This window comes from Rhodanobacter sp. FW510-R10 (genome assembly GCF_058781105.1).
In genome coordinates this window covers 3,333,948-3,350,866 of record NZ_JBYSWL010000001.1, presented here as the reverse complement: position 1 = coordinate 3,350,866, position 16,919 = coordinate 3,333,948, and the positions used below count along the sequence as shown (strand labels likewise).

The following is a 16,919-nucleotide window of genomic DNA, read 5'->3' as shown; positions in this document are numbered from 1 at the left end:
GCCCGCAAGCCGTGTGCCGTTGCCTGCGTTGAGCGGATCAAGGCGCGCCTGCCTGTACCTGATCGTGGCTGGAATGTCCGCCCTGCCGCTGGGCGCCTGCGGTAGCCTGCACTATTACGGCCAGGCGGTACGCGGACAGGCCGAGTTGGTCCTGCATCGGCGCGGGATCGAGGCCGTGGTCGAAGATCCCACGGTTTCCCCCGTCGTGGCCAGGCGCCTCGGGGTGGCCCTGCGCGCACGGCATTTTGCCAGCAGCAAACTCGGCTTGCCGGACAATCGCAGCTATACCACCTACGTGGACCTGCGCCGCCCGTATGTGGTGTGGAACGTGTTTGCCACCAAGCCGTATTCCGTGGAGGCGCTGCCGCAATGCTTTCCGATTGCCGGCTGCGTGGCCTACCGGGGCTGGTTCAGCCAGGCCGCGGCGCAAGTCGACGCGGAGCGACTGCGGGCGCGCGGCGACGATGTCTGGGTCGGCGGGGTGACGGCCTATTCTACGCTCGGCTGGTTTGCCGACCCGATCCTCTCCAGCATGCTGCGTGGCGACGACACGCAGCTGATCGGCACGATCTTCCATGAGCTGGCGCATCAATTGATCTATGTGCGGGGCGATACCACGTTCGACGAATCGTTTGCCAGCTTTGTCCAGGCCGAGGGCCTGCGCCAGTGGCAGGCGGCACAAGGCTTGCCCGCACAGGCGTCGTGTGCTGCCGCGCATGAACAGGCCTTCACCAGCCTGGTGCTGGATTTGCGCGGGCGCTTGAAAGCGCTGTACGCCAGCGGAGCGCAACCTGCCGAGCTGGCGCCGCGCAAGCAGGCCGAGTTTGCCGCCTTCCGCGCGCGTTACGTGCGCTGGCGCAATCCGCATTGGCCGGACATCCAGACGTATGACGCCTGGGTGGCGGCGCCGCTGAACAATGCGCGGTTGGTGCCTTTCGGCTTGTACTCGCGATGGGTGCCGGCCTTCGCGCAGCTCTTTGCCCGCAGCGGTGGGGACTGGCTCGAGTTTTACCGGCGCGTACGACTGCTGGCCGGGGCAACGAAGCCAGAGCGTGACCGGCGATTGCAGGGCCTGCTGCCCGCCGCGGGCGCCGTCGATCCCTCAACCTGTACGGAATCCTAACCCCAGGCTGTCGTGGAGCTGAACACGCTTGCCAGTAGACATTGAACTCACATTGGGCGGGCCACACTAAGCACCCGTATCGCCGTGACGGCGACAAGAAGCGGTGCAATACATCGCACTGCTGAGGGGCCGGCCTCTCTCCCCTGGTGGCCGCCTGACAAACCTCGTTAGTCCTCCCCTGGCTAACGAGGTTTTATTTTGTGGCTACCATCCCCGACAACCACCCTTCGGGCCATCGCTGCGCGATGTCAAAAATCGTTCCTGACGATTTTTTGCCTGCTGGATGCAGGCTGTCTGCGGCACGTCGGCGTGCCGGCGCGGATAATGCGCAGGACTGGGCCATGACGGCATCTGACTGGGCAAGTGATGATCATTGAATCCCTGCTGGACACGGATCTGTACAAGTTCTCGATGATGCAGGTCGTATTGCATCAATATCCGGCGGCGCAGGTGGAGTATCGCTTCAAGTGCCGCGACCCTGGCATCGATCTGGCGTCCTGTATCGACGAGATCCGTACCGAGCTGGCGGCCTTGTGCCAGTTGCGCTTCACCTCTGACGAGCTCGATTACCTGCGCAGCCTGCGCTACATCAAGAGCGATTTCGTCGATTTCCTCGGGCTGTTCCAGCTCAACGAGAAATATGTCGACATCGCACCGTCGGCGACGGTACCTGGTCAGATCGACCTGCGCATCCGCGGTCCGTGGTTGCACACGATCCTGTTCGAAGTGCCGTTGCTGGCCATCATCAGTGAAGTCTATTTCCGCCGGAACCATCCGGACCTCGTCCTGGACGAGGGACGGCGCCGGCTGCGCACCAAGATTGCCCTGCTGCGCGACACGCCGGGATATACCGAGTGCAAGCTGGCGGACTACGGTACCCGTCGACGTTACTCGCGCGACTGGCACCGTGAGGTCGTTGCCACGTTGAATGGGGGCCTGGGACCACAGCTGGCCGGCACCAGCAATGTCTGGCTGGCCTGGCAGCTGGGGTTGACGCCGCTGGGCACGCTGGCACACGAATACCTGCAGGCACACCAGGCGCTGGGCCCGCGCCTGCGCGACTCGCAAGTCGTCGCCCTGCAGGCCTGGGCCAGGGAATACCGGGGCGATCTCGGCATTGCCTTGTCCGACGTATATGGCCTCGATGCCTTCCTGCGCGACTTCGACATGTATTTTTGCAAGCTGTTCGATGGCGCCCGCCAGGACTCTGGCGATCCTTTTGTCTGGGGCGAGAAGCTGCTTGCGCACTACCGCGCGAACCGCGTGGATCCGCACGGCAAGGTGCTGGTCTTCAGCGACGGGCTGGACATCCCCAAGGTCATGCAGCTGTATGCACACTTTCGCGGCCGCTGTCAGCTGGCGTTCGGGGTCGGTACGAACCTCACCAACGACGTCGGGCCGGCGCCGGTCTCCATCGTGATCAAGATGGTCCGCTGTAACGGCCAGCCTGTGGCCAAGCTGAGCGACTCACCGGGCAAGGCCATGTGTGATGACCAGGCCTACGTCGCCTACCTGCGTCAGGTGTTCGATATTCCGGGCGGGCAGGGAGCCTGACCCCCTGCCCGTCGTGGCGCGGTGCGGCAGCCCGGCACACGCTGGCGTAGACTCGGGCATAGCGCTCGCGTCAAGGATTCGCGCCATGACCAGCATCTACGATTTCAGCGCCCGCGATATCGACGGGCGAATGCGTTCCCTTGATGAGTGGCGCGGCAAGGCCTTGCTGGTCGTCAACGTGGCTTCGCGCTGTGGATTCACCCCGCAGTATGCAGGGTTGGAACAGCTGTGGCGCGAGCAGCGCGAGCTTGGCCTCGTCGTGCTCGGTTTCCCCTGTGACCAGTTCGGCCACCAGGAGCCCGGCGACGAGGCGCAGATCAAGGCATTCTGCCAGACGCGGTACGCCGTCAGCTTTCCGATGTTTGCCAAGATCGAGGTCAATGGCGAACATGCCGACCCCATGTATCGGTGGCTCAAGGGCGAACGCAAGGGCGTCCTGGGCAGCGAATCGATCAAATGGAACTTCACCAAGTTCCTGGTGGATCGCAAGGGGCAGGTGATCGAGCGCTACGCGCCCACCGACACGCCGGCGAAGATCGGCAAGGATACCCTGGCGCTGCTGCAGGGCAAGGCGGGCGGCTGACTTCGAGGGCGCGACGTCGGCGCCACGCCGGCGCGCAATCGACACATGACAGGAGCGCTCAGTACCAGTCGAGCAGCGAGATGCCGACGCCCAGGTAAGTCGCGTTGTGGTTGTAGTCGATCATGCTCTCGCCGTAGCCCTTGAACGCCTGCAGGTAGCCACGCAGGTTCCCTGCCAGCGAGAAGCTCCAGGTGAAGCGCGCAGCGCCGTGGCTGCGCGTGCCGCCGCGCAGCGAATGGCGCAGCATCATGGAAAACTCCTGTCCGTGCCACTCGTGCACGATCTGCACGTCGCCGCGCCCCATGTAATCGCTGATGTCAGGGTTGTTGTCGTCGCTCCGGCTTTCCGGGATACGCCACCATGGCCGGAACATGACCACCCAGTTCGGACGCTCGAAACCGATGTTGGCGACGATCCGGTTCCAACTGCGGGACAGGGGATTGTTGCGGCCGTTGGACTGGTGGTTGAAGCCCACGCCGAGCAGGCGGCCGTCCCAGCCAAACACGCGATACTGAGTATTGAAGACCAGCAGGGCCTCCGGTTCGTAGTTGGTCTCGCGCATTGGCCGTGAAAGGGGCTGGTTGTAGAGCTGCCAGCGCGAGGATTGTGTATAGCCGAGCCACAAGTCGCCGGCATCGCCAAACAGGCCTTGCCAGAGCTTGGTCTTGAAGCTGAGCTGGAAATTCGCCTCCAGGTTGCCGAGGTGTTCGCGTTGCGCGACGGTGTTGTCAGGATTCGGGCTGTGCGGCTGCGCGTTCTGGTTGCTGCTGGCGAATACGGGCATCACGTAGATGGGCTTGTAGCCACGCAGGTTGAACGTGCCGAGCTTGCTTCCCGGCGCCAATTCCCAGCGGCTGTCCAGCAAGGAGCGCGCAGGCGTGGCCGCCGGCGTTCCGGAGGCGGTGGCTTGCGCGGTGTCGTGTCCGAAGACGTTGGCGGCTGCGGCAGCGGTGCGCTCGGCTGGTGGCGCCTCGGTGTTTGCCCGGCCGGTCGCCTGGTCGTAGCAGGCCAGCCGCGCCGCGTCACTCTCGATGCTGGTGCAGGCGCGGATGTCCATGGGATCGGGGTTTTGCGCGGCACCAGGACTTGCAAACAGGACGGCAAGCAGCGCCAGCGCCAGCGTCACCGCGGCAGGACAGGTTTGCATCATGTACTCCCTAAGGGCGCCGGCACACGGGCCGCGCACCGGCGTTTCGTTCGCTGTCGGCGGTCAAAGCGGCTGCACCAGCCGCCTCCGACCCAGCGACGGGTCATGACCCGCCGTCAGCCGGGCCGCGCAGTCGCCACCATCGCTGATGACCGCCAGGGTCCTAGCGCTGCTTGAGCCAGCTCTCGTATTCCGACTTGCTGATTTGGTTGTTGCGGTTCTTGTCTGCATGCTCGAAATCGTTGGCCAGCGGCGGATAGGCATCGGCCTGGTCGGCGCTGATCGACTTGCCGCCTTGGCTCAATTGTTCGAAGGACGGCGCCTGTCCGTAGCTTGGGGCGTTTGCTGGCATGCTGTTCACCGTGAGCTCGCCTTGCGGGGTCTGGTACACGGCGGTATGGGTGGCCGCGCCGGATACGCCGGACGAAGTGTCCTGCGCCAGCGTACCGCCAGCCACCAGCAGGGCGCCGGTGCACAGAGCGGCCAAGAGCGGCAACTGAGGTTTCATGATGGATACTCCTTCGGGTTTGACCAAAATAGCGATCGGGTCCTTGTGGGCCCGGGCGTTGCGGTGCCGGTCTAGGATCGGGTGGAAACCGACGCTAGCAGAGAGTGCGTAAATGCCGCCTCAACACCATGCCGCCCGTGCGGTGAAACTACTGTGTCGTTCAGATTCACGGGGCGGCAGGACCGGGGTCCTTTCGGGGACCCAGGCCCGCTACCTGCATCTGGCCGCGCAGGGGTTGTTGCAGCCATTGCGGCGGAGCGCGCAGCGACGGGATCTGGTCGATGCTGTCCAGCGCATGCGTCTGCTGCAGATCGATTCGATCCACGTGCTCGCTCGCAGCCAGCATCTGGTGTTGCGGGCGCGCCTCGGCGACTACCCAAGGGAATGGCTGGACCAGGCCCTCGCCAGCGGACAACTGGCCGAGTGCTGGGCGCACGAGGCGTGCATGGTCCCGGCGGCCGATATTGCCCTGCATCGGGCGTGGTTGGCACAGCGGGAAAACCACTGGTCGTTCCGGCGCGCCGTGTCTGCCCGGCAGCAGCATCGCCGCGAGATGGAGGCCTTGCTGACGCGGATCCGGGCCACAGGGCCGGTGAGCGCCGCTGATTTTGCCCAGTCGCGTGAGGCATCCGGGCCCCGCTCCGGCTGGTGGGACTGGAAACCCGAAAAGCGATGGCTCGAGGCATGGTTCGTCCTCGGTGAGCTCATGGTGGCGCGTCGCGAGCGTTTCCAGCGCGTTTACGACCTGGCCGCCAACGTGCTGGCGCGGCTGGATCCGTCGCCGGGGCCGATGCCCGAGCCGGATGCGGCAGGTCTGCGCCGGCGCTTCATTGTCGACGCCGTGCGCGCTCTGGGGGTCGCCCAATCGCGCTGGATTGCCGACTACCACCGCCTGCAGGCGGCCGTGACCGCAGACGAGCTTGCGCCGTTGGTGGCCAGTGGCGAGTTGCGCAGCGTGCAGGTGCAGGGCTGGCCGAGCCCGGGTTATGTCCACCGCGATCACGACGAGCTGCTCGAGCGGGCGCTCCAAGGGCGGCTGCGCGCGACCCATACGGCCTTGTTGTCGCCGTTCGACCCGGTGGTATGGGACCGCCGGCGGGTGCGGGAGTGGTTTGGTTTCGATTACGCGCTCGAGTGCTACACCCCTGCGGCAAAGCGACGTTACGGATATTTCGTGCTGCCGATATTGCATCGCGGCAAGCTGGTGGGGCGTCTCGATGCGAAGGCGCATCGGGCGCAAGGGGTGTTTGTGGTCAACGCATTGTTTCTCGAGGACGGGGTAGCCTCGACGCCGCGCCTGTTGCACGAGCTCGCCGCCGCGCTGCGCGCCATGGCGCGCTGGCATGGGACGCCTGAGGTGCGCGTGCTAGCGGCCCGCCCGCCGGGGCTTGCAGCTCGCTTGCGGGCCTTGTGCCACTGAGCTCGCCGGCCATTATCGGCAGGCGCCGATCTTGCGGTGCAGCATAAAAGCACCGCCAGAATGGCCTATTGACAAATCACCAATTGTCAAAAAATCCGTTATGCTTGGCGCGCTGTGTCTGCTCGGCGCCACGCGTGCACGGTTAGGATTCCTTGTGATCCGCATCGTTACACCCGATCGCGGCATGCCCAGTAAACTGTTGGCCAGCAATGGCCGTTTTGTCAAAGCGTCAAGCGAGGATCGGAGCGAGTTATGTCGGATCGTGAAGTAGGTACAGTCAAGTGGTTCAATGATGCCAAGGGTTTTGGCTTCATCAGTCGTGAAAATGGCCCGGATGTATTCGTGCATTTTCGGGCTATCAGTGGCTCGGGCTTCAAGAGCCTGCAGGAAGGCCAGAAGGTGAGCTTCAAGGTCGTCACCGGCCAGAAGGGTTTGCAGGCGGAAGACGTTACGCCGGCTTGAGTGCCACCCCAGCCAGATGGGGCCGGCTCGCCGGCCCCATCTGGCCAAGTGATCGGTTTGGGGAAGGTTTGCACGTCCTGTCGAGATCGCCGGCACTTGCCGGCGTTTTCGTCGGGTAGTGCGCGCTTGCCCGACCGAAGTCCCCGCGGACGGCCCGCGACGGGCCGAGCCTCGTCTTGAGCCGGTCTTCCCGGTATGCCGGACGGGCATACCGCCGATACCCGGAAGTGCCGCGAGCCGAACCTCTGCGGAGCGGCGCAGGCCATCCATTCTGGTGAGCCGACGCGAGGGTATCGATCTCGCCCCAAGAGTTGTGTTCGCCGCCAGGTGACGACCTCTGGACTCGCTTCAGCGAAAGGAAACCGCGTGGAACGCTTTGCCCCGTTTCCCCGGCATGGCCTGGAGTCGCGTGCGTGGTGCGGCTGGTGTGCGAGAACCCGTGCGGCGGCGGCGGGCTTGTGATGCGCGCCATGGTCCGGAGTCGATGCACATGAGTTTGGGTGAATCTGCCGCCGAACGGTTTGCCGGAGTCGAACGCCTGTACGGGCGCGGCAGCCTGGAGCGGCTCGCGCGCGCGCATGTCTGTGTCGTCGGCATTGGCGGTGTCGGGTCGTGGGCCGCGGAGGCGCTGGCGCGCAGCGGCGTGGGAGCGTTGACGCTCATCGATGCTGACGAAGTATGCCTTTCCAACACCAATCGGCAACTGCATGCGCTGGACGGCCAATACGGCGAGCCCAAGGTTGCGGTCATCGCGGAGCGTGCACGGGCGATCAACCCCGCCATTGAAGTGACCGGCATCGAGCGTTTCCTGACCCCGGCGACGCTGGATGAGTTGCTCGATCACGGCTACGACGTCGTGTTGGATGCCTGCGACGCGTTTCGCGTGAAGCTGGAGATGATCGCCTGGTGTCGCCGGCGCAAGTTGCCGATCGTCAGCGTAGGTTCGGCGGGCGGGCGCACCGACCCGACGCAAATCCGCGTACGCGACCTTTCGCGCACGGAACACGACGCCATGTTCAGCCTGATCCGCAAGAAATTGCGGGCGGACTTCCATTTTCCGCGCAACCCCGATCGCTACTTCGGGGTGGCGGCGGTTTATTCGCTGCAGAACGTGCAGTATCCGCAGGCCGACGGCAGCGTATGTGGCCAGCGGCCGCCTGGCAGCGAATCCTTGAACCTGGCCTGCGGTGGCGGCCTGGGCGCCGCCACGCATGTGACCGGCGCGTTTGCGTTTGCGGCGGTGGGCAAGGTGCTGGAGAAACTGCTGGCTTGATTTGCCGATCGGCGTGACTTTCGGCCGCTCCTCGTATTCCCGTGGCCGCGGCTTGGCTGGGCGCCGCCTACCAGCCCATGTAATGCCCGCCGTTGATGGCGAGATTGGCGCCGGTGATCCAGGCCGCCTGCTCGTCCAGGAAGAATGCGACCGCGTAGGCGATCTCGTCGGGATTGCCCAGGCGCCCGAGCGGAATCTGGGCGACGATTTTTTCGCGCACTTCCTCGGGCACGGCCATGACCATGTCGGTGCCGATATAGCCGGGCGAGACAGTATTGACGGTGATGCCGAGCTTGGCGTTCTCCTGCGCCAGCGAGATCGTGAAGCCGTGCATGCCGGCTTTTGCCGCGGCGTAGTTGGCCTGGCCATATTGGCCCTTCTGGCCATTGATCGAACTGATCTGCACGATGCGCCCCCACTTGCGTTTGCGCATGCCCTCGATCACCGGGCGGGTCACGTTGAAGCAGGCATTGAGGTTGGTGTTCACCACCTCCATCCACTGCTGGTAGCTCATCTTGTGGAACGTGCTGTCGCGGGTAATGCCGGCGTTGTTGACCAGGATCTCCACTGGGCCCAGCTTCTCCTCGATCGTCTGGACCATGCTCGCGCATTCGTCCGGGTCAGACACGTCGGCGCGCACCGTGAATACGTCGATGCCGTCTGTGCGCATGTGTTCTTGCCAGGCTCGGGTCTTCTCTTCGTTTCGGTAGTTGGTGGCGACCTTGTGTCCCATGCGGGCCAGGCGCCGGACAATCGCGGTGCCGATGCCGCCCGTGCCGCCGGTAACGAGAGCCGTACGCTGAGTCATGTCGTGGTACCTCCTGGAGTGGGTCATCGCTGGCCGCGACACGCTCTTGCGCGGGCGATGTGGCATTTATAGCCGTTTGCGGGATGGAGTGACCGCTGCAGTGCGACATCGGCCCGTGATTGTCCGGGACGGGCGGCTCGCCACTTGCCCGACGGGCCTTGAAACGCGGTGGACCCGCCCGGATGTTCCGCCTCGCCGGTGCGCGCCGATTGGCTCGCGCCTTCTACCCTCCCGATGGATCCAGACGCATGAACGCCACTGCAGAAACCCGCCCGTTTGAAGCCGAAGTTGCCCAGGTGCTCAAGCTGGTCACGCATTCGTTGTATTCGAACAAGGAGATTTTTCTGCGCGAGCTGGTCTCGAACGCGTCCGACGCGTGCGACAAGCTGCGGTTCGAAGCTATCGCCGACCCCGAGCTGATGGCCGGCGACGGCGATCTGCACATCGACGTCAGCTGGGACAAGGCGGCGCGGACCGTCAGCGTGCGCGACAATGGCATCGGGATGAGCCGCGATGAGGTGGTGGCCAACATTGGCACCATCGCCAGCTCGGGCACGCGGCGCTTCCTGGAGGCCATGTCCGGCGAACAGAAGGCCGACGCACGATTGATTGGCCAGTTTGGCGTGGGCTTTTATTCGGCGTTCGTGGTCGCCGACCGGGTCACCGTGCTCAGCCGGCACGCCGGCGCGCCCGCCGGCGAGGGGGTCAAGTGGGAAAGCGATGGCCAGGGCGAATACAGCCTGTCCACGCTCGAGCTGGCCGAGCGCGGGACGACCGTCATCCTGCACCTGAAGGCCGATGAGGACGAATTCCTCAGCCGCTGGCAGCTGCGCTCGTTGGTTACGCGCTACTCCGATCATGTCGCGTTCCCGATCCGCCTGCCGCAGGAAAAGGATGATCAGCCGACAGGTGAATGGGAAACCGTCAACGCGGCGTCGGCGTTGTGGACCAAGCCGAAAGCGGAGATTTCCGACGCGGATTACAAGGCGTTCTACAAGTCCCTTGGCCACGATTTCAACGACCCTTTGGCCTGGACGCACAATCGGGTCGAAGGCAGCCAGAGCTTCACCACGCTGCTGTATCTTCCGGCGCAGCCCCCGTTTGATTTACTCATGGGTGGGCGCGACGAGCGCAAGGGCCTCAAGCTCTACATCAAGCGCGTCTTCATCATGGACGCGGCCGAGGACATGCTGCCGAACTACCTGCGCTTCGTGCGCGGAGTAGTCGATGCCGACGACCTGCCGCTGAATGTCAGCCGGGAGATCCTGCAGCATAATCGCCAGCTCGAGCGCATCAAGGCAGCCTGCGTCAAACGCGTGCTCGACCTGATCGAGAAGCTGGCTACGGACGAGCCGGAAAAATTCGCCACGTTCTACAAGGCGTTTGGCAATACCCTGAAAGAAGGCATCAGCGAGGACGCGAATCACCGCGAGCGCATCGCCAAGCTGTTGCGCTTTGCCTCCACCAAGGGTGAGGGCGCCGCGCAGGCGACCTCGTTCGACGACTACATCGGTCGCATGCCGCTGGGACAGGACACGATCTGGTACATCACCGCCGACAGCTATGCCGCGGCGCTGGGCAGCCCCCAACTGGAGGCATTCAAGGCCAAGGGCATCGAAGTGCTGCTGATGTCCGACCGCATCGACGAATGGATGCTGGGCAGCCTGCAGGAATACACCGGCAAGAAGCTGCGCAACGTGGCCAAGGGCGAGTTGCCGCTGGATGAGGCGGACAAGAAGAAGCAGGAGGAGGCCAGCAAGCAGGCCGAGCCCCTGCTCAAGAAGCTCAAGGCGCTGTTGGGCGAGCGCGTGGCTGAGGTCAAAGTCTCGGCGCGCCTGACCGATTCCCCCTCATGCCTGGCGCTGAGTGATTACGAGATGGCGCCGCACCTGGCGCGGCTGCTGCGCGAAGCAGGGCAGGCTCTGCCGGAGTCCAAGCCGACACTGGAAGTCAATCCGCGGCACGCGCTGCTGCAGCGCCTCGAGGCCGAGACCGACGAGGCCAAGGCGAAGGATTTGGCCGTGCTGTTGCTGGAGCAGGCGGAAATCGCTGCGGGCGCCCAGCTGGCCGATCCGGCAGCCTTCGTGCAGCGCCTGAACCGCGCTCTGTTGGAACACTAGGCTGTGGGAGCCCGTCGGGTTCCTCCATGGCCGGATGGGGAGGGCCGGTTCAGGGCTGGGCGAACGGGCGCAGCATGCGCTCGAAGACCTCCGCCGGCTGGCCGCCAGAGATCAGGTGCTGGTTGTTGATAATGGTGGCCGGCACCGAATGGATGCCTCGCTCCAGGTAGTACTGCTCCTGTTTGCGCACCTCGGCCGCATATTCGTTGCGCGCCAACACCTGCGCCGCGCGTGATTCGTCGAGACCGACCGTACCGGCCGTCCGCACCAGGGTGGCGTGGGCGCTTACGTCTTCCCCGTCCGTAAAGTACGCCTTGAGCAGGGCGTGCTTGAGTGGCAGTTGGCGCCCCTCAAGCTCTGCCCAATGCAACAGGCGATGGGCATCGAAGGTGTTGTAGATATGGGTGCGCCGGTCCAGGTCGAAGTTGAAGCCCACGGAGTTGCCACGGGCGCGCAGCATGTCGCGGTTGGCCGCGACCTCCTGGGCCGAGCTGCCGTACTTGCGCATCAGGTGCTCGGTGGCGTCTTCGCCCTCAGGCGGCAGTTGTGGGTTGAGCTCGAACGGCTGCACGTGGATGTCGGCATGCAGTTCGCCATCGAGCTTGTCCAAGGCCTGCTGCAAGGCGTTCAGGCCAATCGCGCACCAGGGACAGGAGACGTCGGAAACGAAATCGATGCGGATCTGGGCGGGTGTTGCGGGCTGGTTCATGCGTTGGTCTGCAGTCGAAAGGTCAACATTTCACCCGGCCCCCCGCCAGTTGCGTGCAGGGGTGATAGGCCGGTTCGTTTGCTGGTGGCTTGCCGTCACCGCGGTGGTCGTCGCGCCGCCGGTTGCCATAGGGCCAGTAGTTTGGCGCCGGGTTCCAGTAGAGTGGCGCCGCATTGTAGGGGCGTGACAGCTCGGCTTGGTACTGGCTGTTCTGTTCGCGCAGCAGCTGGTTTTGCGCGCGCAAGGCCGCGCTGTTTGCGGCCTGCTCGGCCAGGGCCTGCTGGCGTGCCAGCTCGGCGCTTTGCTGCGCGGCGGTGGCCTCGGCGGCGGCCTGTTCAGCGCGCTGGGTCAACTGCTGCTGGTAGAGCGTGAGCCGCTGCGTGTACAAGTCATCCAGATGGTGGGCGTGCGCATAGCTCTGTGCGCGGTCGCCCTGTCCCAGCCGGAGGAACTGGTCGATGATCTCGGCGTCGTTGGCCTGGTGCAGGAGCTTGCCCGCCTCGCCGGCGCAGGGCACGTCGGTATAGCTGATGTGGCCGTTGCTGGTGCACTTGTAGATGTTCTGGGCGTGGCCCGGGCCCAACGGGCTTATCGCCCCGAGCAGGATGGCTGCGGTGCAAGCGAGCTGTGTGCGAGCCAGACCGTTCATCATGGCTGCCATTTTGCATCAACCTGCATGAATGCAGGTAGCCCGGAGCTTCGGTGGCAGGGCGCATCTGCGTCCTGCCCTTAGCTTACAGGATCGGGTCTGCGATCAGTCGGCTCAGCCGCCCAGTCGGGTGAGCAGGACATGCCAGAAATCCAGTCCGGCGGCCACTTCGCTCGCCGGCAGCTTTTCGTTCAGGCCGTGGGCGAAGGCATCGTTCGGTTTGGTGAAGGCCGCATCGACGCCGTAGCTCGGCACCCCGGCATTGCGGAAGTACATGCTGTCCGAGGCGCCAGCCGACATGCCGGGCACTACCTCGACGCCGGGAAAGCGCTGGTGCACCGCGCGCGTCACCGCTTCGGTCACGTCCTTGCGCAACGGTGAGGCTGGGCTTTCGACCGGGGGTGGCGGCAGGACCTCGATCTTGGCCGAAGGGTCGTCAATGACCTTGACCAGCGTGGCCTGCACGGTGCTGACCGGGGTGCCGGGGAAGATGCGGCAGTTGATGTTGGCGCTGGCGGCCTGCGGCAAGGCATTGGGTGCATGGCCACCATCGATCAGGGTGGCCACGCAGGTGGTGCGGATCTGGCCCACGTAGCCTGGATCGGCTGACAGTGTGGCCACGGCCTGGGCATCCTTCGGGTTGGCCGCAAAGGCGCGCATGGCGTCACCGATGGGCCCCGGCGTATATGCGCCCAGGGCACGCATCGAGGCCACGGTGATTTCGTCGCTCATCACCGGAAACTGGTAGGCGCCCACTTTGTCCAGCGCGCGCGACAGCCGGTAGATTGGATTCTTCGGCGGGCTTGGCTGGCTGGAGTGGCCGCCGGGCGAGGTAAGCGTGATCTTGAAGTCGGCGTAGGTCTTTTCCGCGGCCTGGATTTCGTACAGGGAGGGCTTGCCTGTCGTCGGGTCCAAGGTGCCGCCACCCGCATCGGCGTTCAGCAGGAACTCGGCATCGTGATAGCGCTTGGCCAGCTCACGCGTGGAGGCCATGTCGGTTTCCTCGTCGCCCGAGAGCAGCAGGACGATGTCGCGCTTGGGCTTGAAGCCCTCCTGCTTGAGCCGGATCAGGGTCTGCACGAGCACGACCACGCCAGTCTTCATGTCGGCGACGCCGCGACCGTACAGGTACCCGTTTTCCTCCACCAGGGTGAACGGATCGCGCGTCCAGTCCTTGCGATTCGCCGCGACGACGTCCATGTGCCCGGACAGGTAGATCGGCTTGCCCTTGCCGGTGCCGCGGTAGCGTGCCACCAGCGCGGCAGTCTCGCCGACCGGGATGATCTGGACGTCCTCGGCGGCAAAACCCGCGGCCTTGAGCTGGTCAGCCAGGTAGGCCGCGAATTTCGGCACCTGGCCCTGGCCTTGCACGGTGGGAACGCCGATCGCATGGCGCAGCATCTGCATGGTCTGCGGCAGGACCTGGGTCGTGGTCTCGGCTTGCGCCATGCTTGTGCCGGCGCCAAAGGCCAGGGCTGCCGCAGCTGCCCAGAGTGCCTGTCCTGCCTTCATCGGTATCCCCTCGTGATGCGTGGTTTGGAGCTGCGAGTATGCATGATGGAGTGCGCGTCGGTTTACTTGGCCAGGTCGGTGAGCAGGTAGTGCCAATAATCCAGCGCCGCCGCAACTTCGCCCGCCGGCAGCCGCTCGTTGAGGCCGTGCGCGAAGGTGTCGTTCGGTTTGGAGAACATCGAACCCACGCCGTAGCTCGCGACCCCGGCAGGCCGGAAATGCTTGCTGTCGGTCGCGCCGGCAGACATGCCTGGTACGATTTCGACACCGGGGTAGCGTTGGTGCACGGCGCGACCCACGGCATCCATCACGTCCTTGCGCAGCGGCGAGGCCGAGGCGGGCAGCGGTGGCGGTGGCACCACGGTGAGTGTGGCGCTGGGGTCGTCGATGACCTTGGCCAGCGTGGCCTGCACGCTGCTGATCGGTGTGCCGGGGAAGATGCGGCAATTGATATTGGCGCTGGCCGCCTGCGGCAGCGCGTTCAAGGCGTGACCGCCGTTGATCAGGGTGGCGACGCAGGTGGTACGGATTTGCCCGACGTACGCCGGGTCCGCCGACAACGTCGCGGCCGCCTGCGCATCCTGCGGGTTGGCGGCGAACGCGCGCATGGCCGCGCCGATCGCGCCCGGCGTATGCGCACCCAGGGCCTTCATCGAGGTCACGGTAATCTCATCGCTCATCACCGGGAATTGGTATGCGCCTACCTTGTCCATGGCGCGCGCGAGGCGATAGATCGGGTTCTGCGGAGGATTCGGCTCGCTGGAATGGCCGCCGGGAGAAGTGAGCGTGACCTTGAAGTCCGCATAGGCCTTTTCCGCAGCCTGGATCCGATACAACGATGGCTTGCCCGTCGTCGGGTCCAACGTGCCGCCGCCAGCGTCGGCGTTGAGCAGGAACTCCGCGTCGTGGTAGCGCTTGGCGAGCTCGCTGGTGGAGGCCATGGTGGTTTCTTCATCACCCGACAGCAGCAGGACGATATCGCGCCTGGGCTGGAAGCCTTCGTGCTTGAGGCGGATCAGGGTTTCCACCAGGACGACCACGCCGGTCTTCATGTCGGCCACGCCGCGGCCGTAGAGATAGCCGTTTTCCTCCACCAGGGTGAACGGATCGCGGGTCCAGTCCTTGCGGTTGGCGGCTACCACATCCATGTGTCCGGAAAGGTAGATCGGCTTGCCTTTGCCGGTGCCGCGATAGCGCGCCACCAAGGCCGCGGTCTCACCGACCGGGATGATCTGGACGTCGTCAGCCGCAAAGCCGCCAGCCTTGAGCTGGTCCGCCAGGTAGGCAGCGAAGGCCGGGACCTGGCCGTGGCCGGCCACGGTCTGCATGCTGACTGCATGGCGCAGCACGTCCATGGTCTGTGGCAGGACCTGGGCCGTGGTGACGGTCTTGGCCAGGCCGACGCTGCCATACAAGGCGAGCGCGACGGCGGCGGTCAACAACAAGTGCGATTTCATCGTGGAAGTCTCCGGGTCATAGAAATGGAAGGACACGGCGGCGGGGCCGTGGCGGTGTCCCCATGTAACGGCGCGCCGCCCTACTTGGCGAGTCGCGTCAGCAGCGTATGCCAATAGTCCAATCCGGCGGCAAGTTCGGACACCGGCAGCCGCTCATTGAGGCCATGCGCGAAGGTGTCGTCCGGCTTGCTGAAATGACCGCCTACGCCATAACTCGGCACGCCCTCGGGACGGAAGTACATGCTGTCGGTGCCGTAGGCGGACATGTTTGGCACCACCGCGACCTTGGGGTAACGCTGGTGCACGGCGTAGCTCACGGCATCGAGCACGTCCTGGCGCAAGGGTGAGGCCGGGCTGGCCGGCCGTAGTGGGGGCAGGCGCACGAGGCTTGCCTTGGGGTCGGCAACCAGCCCGGCCAGCGTATCGCGCACGCTGTCCACCGAGGTGCCGGGAAAGATCCGGCAGTTGACGGTAAGGCTGGCACTTTGCGGCAGCGCATTCAGCGCGTGCCCGGCAGCGAGCGTGGTGGCGACGCAGGTGGTGCGGATCTGTCCGACATAGGCCGGGTCTGCGGAGATGACTGCGGCCGCCTTGGCATCGTCCGGGTGCGCCGCAAACTGCTGCATGGCGGCGCCGAGTGTGCCGGGCGTACGGGCGCCCAGCGCGCGCAGCGAGGCGCGGGTGATGTCGTTGCTCTGCGGCGGAAACTGGTACTGGGCAAGGCGCCCGATGACCTGCGCCAGCCGGTAGATCGCGTTGTCCGGACTCGGTTCGCTGGAGTGTCCACCGGGCGAGCTGAAGCTGATGCGGAAGTCGGCGTACGTCTTCTCGGCCGCCTGCAGCTCGAACAAGCTGGCCTGCCCGGTGCTCGGGTCGATGATGCCGCCGCCCCCGTCGGCGTTGAGCATGAATACAGCGTCGTGGTAGCGCTTGGCCAGCTCGCGCGTCGAGGCCATGGCAGTCTCTTCGTCGCCCGACAAGGCCAGGATCAGGTCGCGGCCGGGCGTGAAGCCTTCGCGCTTGAGGCGGATCAGGGTCTGCACCAGCTCCACCACGCCGGCCTTCATGTCGGCCGTGCCGCGACCGTAGAAATAGCCGTTTTCCTCCATCAGGGTGAACGGGTCGCGCTGCCAGTCCTTGGGATTGGCAGCCACGACGTCCATGTGTCCGTTGAGCACGATGGGCTTGCCTTTGCCGGTGCCGCGGTAGCGTGCCACCAGCGCCGCAGTCTCGCCGACCGGGATGATTTCGACGTCCGCTGCGGCAAAGCCGCCAGCCTTGAGCTTGTCCGCCAGATAGGCGGCGAATGCCGGCACCTGACCCTGGCCAGCCACCGTATGCAGGCTGATCGCGTGCTGCAGCATGGCGCGGGATTCGGGCAGGATTTCGGCGGTGGTGGCAGCTTGCGCCGCACCGATGCCGACAAGCAGACCGCATGCTGTGCCAGCCACCCAATGTAAGCACGCCGTCATTGTCATCCCCTGTGTGGTCGGGTACGCGACCGCCAGCGGTGAATATACGCGGTCATCCGTCGCATACAAACAGTGGACGTGGGAGATGACGGAAGCGGTGCGGAGCGGGCGGCATGCTGCCG

15 protein-coding genes are annotated in these 16,919 nt (G+C 65.0%); 7 read left to right on the top strand and 8 right to left on the bottom strand.

The window, feature by feature from the left end; genetic code table 11:
• The first annotated feature begins 73 nt into the window (after positions 1 to 73).
• From AC3WJB_RS14610 to AC3WJB_RS14600, 3 genes are all read left to right on the top strand, one after another.
• Entirely contained in the window at positions 74 to 1,123 is a 1,050-nt protein-coding gene (locus AC3WJB_RS14610) for an aminopeptidase (RefSeq protein ID WP_492682788.1), read from the top strand.
• 366 nt (positions 1,124 to 1,489) lie between these two features.
• Positions 1,490 to 2,677 carry a nicotinate phosphoribosyltransferase gene (gene pncB, locus AC3WJB_RS14605; protein WP_492682786.1) on the top strand — a complete coding sequence of 396 codons (1,188 nt, stop codon included), beginning with the start codon at positions 1,490 to 1,492 and terminating at the stop codon, positions 2,675 to 2,677.
• Between the two features lie 85 nt (positions 2,678 to 2,762).
• Positions 2,763 to 3,260, top strand: a complete 498-nt coding sequence (locus AC3WJB_RS14600; RefSeq protein WP_492682784.1) for a glutathione peroxidase — start codon at positions 2,763 to 2,765, stop codon at positions 3,258 to 3,260.
• Between the two features lie 58 nt (positions 3,261 to 3,318).
• On the opposite strand, the gene AC3WJB_RS14595 is transcribed toward AC3WJB_RS14600, so the two are convergent.
• Complete coding sequence (locus AC3WJB_RS14595; protein WP_492682782.1) at positions 3,319 to 4,407, bottom strand: phospholipase A; 1,089 nt, start codon at positions 4,405 to 4,407, stop codon at positions 3,319 to 3,321.
• Positions 4,408 to 4,570: 163 nt separating this feature from the next.
• A complete protein-coding gene (locus AC3WJB_RS14590) occupies positions 4,571 to 4,915 on the bottom strand; it encodes a hypothetical protein (protein ID WP_492682780.1) in 345 nt (114 codons plus the stop codon).
• A gap of 295 nt (positions 4,916 to 5,210) precedes the next feature.
• On the opposite strand from AC3WJB_RS14590, the gene AC3WJB_RS14585 reads away from it, so the two are divergent.
• From AC3WJB_RS14585 to AC3WJB_RS14575, 3 genes are all read left to right on the top strand, one after another.
• On the top strand, positions 5,211 to 6,335 hold the full coding sequence (locus AC3WJB_RS14585; RefSeq protein ID WP_492682778.1) for a winged helix-turn-helix domain-containing protein: 1,125 nt from the start codon (positions 5,211 to 5,213) through the stop codon (positions 6,333 to 6,335).
• Between the two features lie 252 nt (positions 6,336 to 6,587).
• A complete protein-coding gene (locus AC3WJB_RS14580) occupies positions 6,588 to 6,797 on the top strand; it encodes a cold-shock protein (protein ID WP_492682776.1) in 210 nt (69 codons plus the stop codon).
• 490 nt (positions 6,798 to 7,287) lie between these two features.
• Positions 7,288 to 8,070, top strand: coding sequence for a tRNA threonylcarbamoyladenosine dehydratase (locus AC3WJB_RS14575; protein ID WP_492682774.1), 783 nt, complete (start codon positions 7,288 to 7,290; stop codon positions 8,068 to 8,070).
• A gap of 67 nt (positions 8,071 to 8,137) precedes the next feature.
• Here the strand turns inward: AC3WJB_RS14575 and phbB are convergent, their stop codons facing one another.
• On the bottom strand, positions 8,138 to 8,878 hold the full coding sequence (phbB, locus tag AC3WJB_RS14570) for an acetoacetyl-CoA reductase (RefSeq protein ID WP_492682772.1): 741 nt from the start codon (positions 8,876 to 8,878) through the stop codon (positions 8,138 to 8,140).
• A gap of 248 nt (positions 8,879 to 9,126) precedes the next feature.
• Between phbB and htpG the strand changes: the two genes are divergently transcribed.
• Positions 9,127 to 10,998 (top strand): molecular chaperone HtpG, encoded by a 1,872-nt coding sequence (gene htpG, locus AC3WJB_RS14565; RefSeq protein ID WP_492682770.1) that lies wholly within the window; start codon positions 9,127 to 9,129, stop codon positions 10,996 to 10,998.
• Between the two features lie 49 nt (positions 10,999 to 11,047).
• Here the strand turns inward: htpG and AC3WJB_RS14560 are convergent, their stop codons facing one another.
• The 5 genes from AC3WJB_RS14560 to AC3WJB_RS14540 form a co-directional block, all read right to left on the bottom strand.
• Positions 11,048 to 11,707 (bottom strand): DsbA family oxidoreductase, encoded by a 660-nt coding sequence (locus AC3WJB_RS14560; RefSeq protein ID WP_492682768.1) that lies wholly within the window; start codon positions 11,705 to 11,707, stop codon positions 11,048 to 11,050.
• A gap of 22 nt (positions 11,708 to 11,729) precedes the next feature.
• Entirely contained in the window at positions 11,730 to 12,356 is a 627-nt protein-coding gene (locus tag AC3WJB_RS14555; RefSeq protein ID WP_492682766.1) for a DUF4124 domain-containing protein, read from the bottom strand.
• Between the two features lie 114 nt (positions 12,357 to 12,470).
• Positions 12,471 to 13,868 carry a M20/M25/M40 family metallo-hydrolase gene (locus AC3WJB_RS14550; RefSeq protein WP_492682764.1) on the bottom strand — a complete coding sequence of 466 codons (1,398 nt, stop codon included), beginning with the start codon at positions 13,866 to 13,868 and terminating at the stop codon, positions 12,471 to 12,473.
• A 62-nt stretch (positions 13,869 to 13,930) separates the two neighbouring features.
• A complete protein-coding gene (locus tag AC3WJB_RS14545) occupies positions 13,931 to 15,325 on the bottom strand; it encodes a M20/M25/M40 family metallo-hydrolase (protein ID WP_492682762.1) in 1,395 nt (464 codons plus the stop codon).
• A gap of 80 nt (positions 15,326 to 15,405) precedes the next feature.
• The gene (locus AC3WJB_RS14540; protein ID WP_492682760.1) at positions 15,406 to 16,797 is read right to left on the bottom strand and encodes a M20/M25/M40 family metallo-hydrolase; all 1,392 of its coding nucleotides are present in this window, start codon (positions 16,795 to 16,797) and stop codon (positions 15,406 to 15,408) included.
• Positions 16,798 to 16,919 lie beyond the last annotated feature (122 nt).

What these genes read in the sequence shown, in the direction of transcription:
- AC3WJB_RS14610 (WP_492682788.1), top strand. Translation starts at nt 74, where the DNA reads ATGTCCGCCCTGCCGCTGGGCGCCTGCGGTAGCCTGCACTATTACGGC.
- pncB (WP_492682786.1), top strand. Translation starts at nt 1,490, where the DNA reads ATGATCATTGAATCCCTGCTGGACACGGATCTGTACAAGTTCTCGATG.
- AC3WJB_RS14600 (WP_492682784.1), top strand. Translation starts at nt 2,763, where the DNA reads ATGACCAGCATCTACGATTTCAGCGCCCGCGATATCGACGGGCGAATG.
- AC3WJB_RS14595 (WP_492682782.1), bottom strand. Translation starts at nt 4,407, where the DNA reads ATGCAAACCTGTCCTGCCGCGGTGACGCTGGCGCTGGCGCTGCTTGCC.
- AC3WJB_RS14590 (WP_492682780.1), bottom strand. Translation starts at nt 4,915, where the DNA reads ATGAAACCTCAGTTGCCGCTCTTGGCCGCTCTGTGCACCGGCGCCCTG.
- AC3WJB_RS14585 (WP_492682778.1), top strand. Translation starts at nt 5,211, where the DNA reads ATGCGTCTGCTGCAGATCGATTCGATCCACGTGCTCGCTCGCAGCCAG.
- AC3WJB_RS14580 (WP_492682776.1), top strand. Translation starts at nt 6,588, where the DNA reads ATGTCGGATCGTGAAGTAGGTACAGTCAAGTGGTTCAATGATGCCAAG.
- AC3WJB_RS14575 (WP_492682774.1), top strand. Translation starts at nt 7,288, where the DNA reads ATGAGTTTGGGTGAATCTGCCGCCGAACGGTTTGCCGGAGTCGAACGC.
- phbB (WP_492682772.1), bottom strand. Translation starts at nt 8,878, where the DNA reads ATGACTCAGCGTACGGCTCTCGTTACCGGCGGCACGGGCGGCATCGGC.
- htpG (WP_492682770.1), top strand. Translation starts at nt 9,127, where the DNA reads ATGAACGCCACTGCAGAAACCCGCCCGTTTGAAGCCGAAGTTGCCCAG.
- AC3WJB_RS14560 (WP_492682768.1), bottom strand. Translation starts at nt 11,707, where the DNA reads ATGAACCAGCCCGCAACACCCGCCCAGATCCGCATCGATTTCGTTTCC.
- AC3WJB_RS14555 (WP_492682766.1), bottom strand. Translation starts at nt 12,356, where the DNA reads ATGAACGGTCTGGCTCGCACACAGCTCGCTTGCACCGCAGCCATCCTG.
- AC3WJB_RS14550 (WP_492682764.1), bottom strand. Translation starts at nt 13,868, where the DNA reads ATGAAGGCAGGACAGGCACTCTGGGCAGCTGCGGCAGCCCTGGCCTTT.
- AC3WJB_RS14545 (WP_492682762.1), bottom strand. Translation starts at nt 15,325, where the DNA reads ATGAAATCGCACTTGTTGTTGACCGCCGCCGTCGCGCTCGCCTTGTAT.
- AC3WJB_RS14540 (WP_492682760.1), bottom strand. Translation starts at nt 16,797, where the DNA reads ATGACGGCGTGCTTACATTGGGTGGCTGGCACAGCATGCGGTCTGCTT.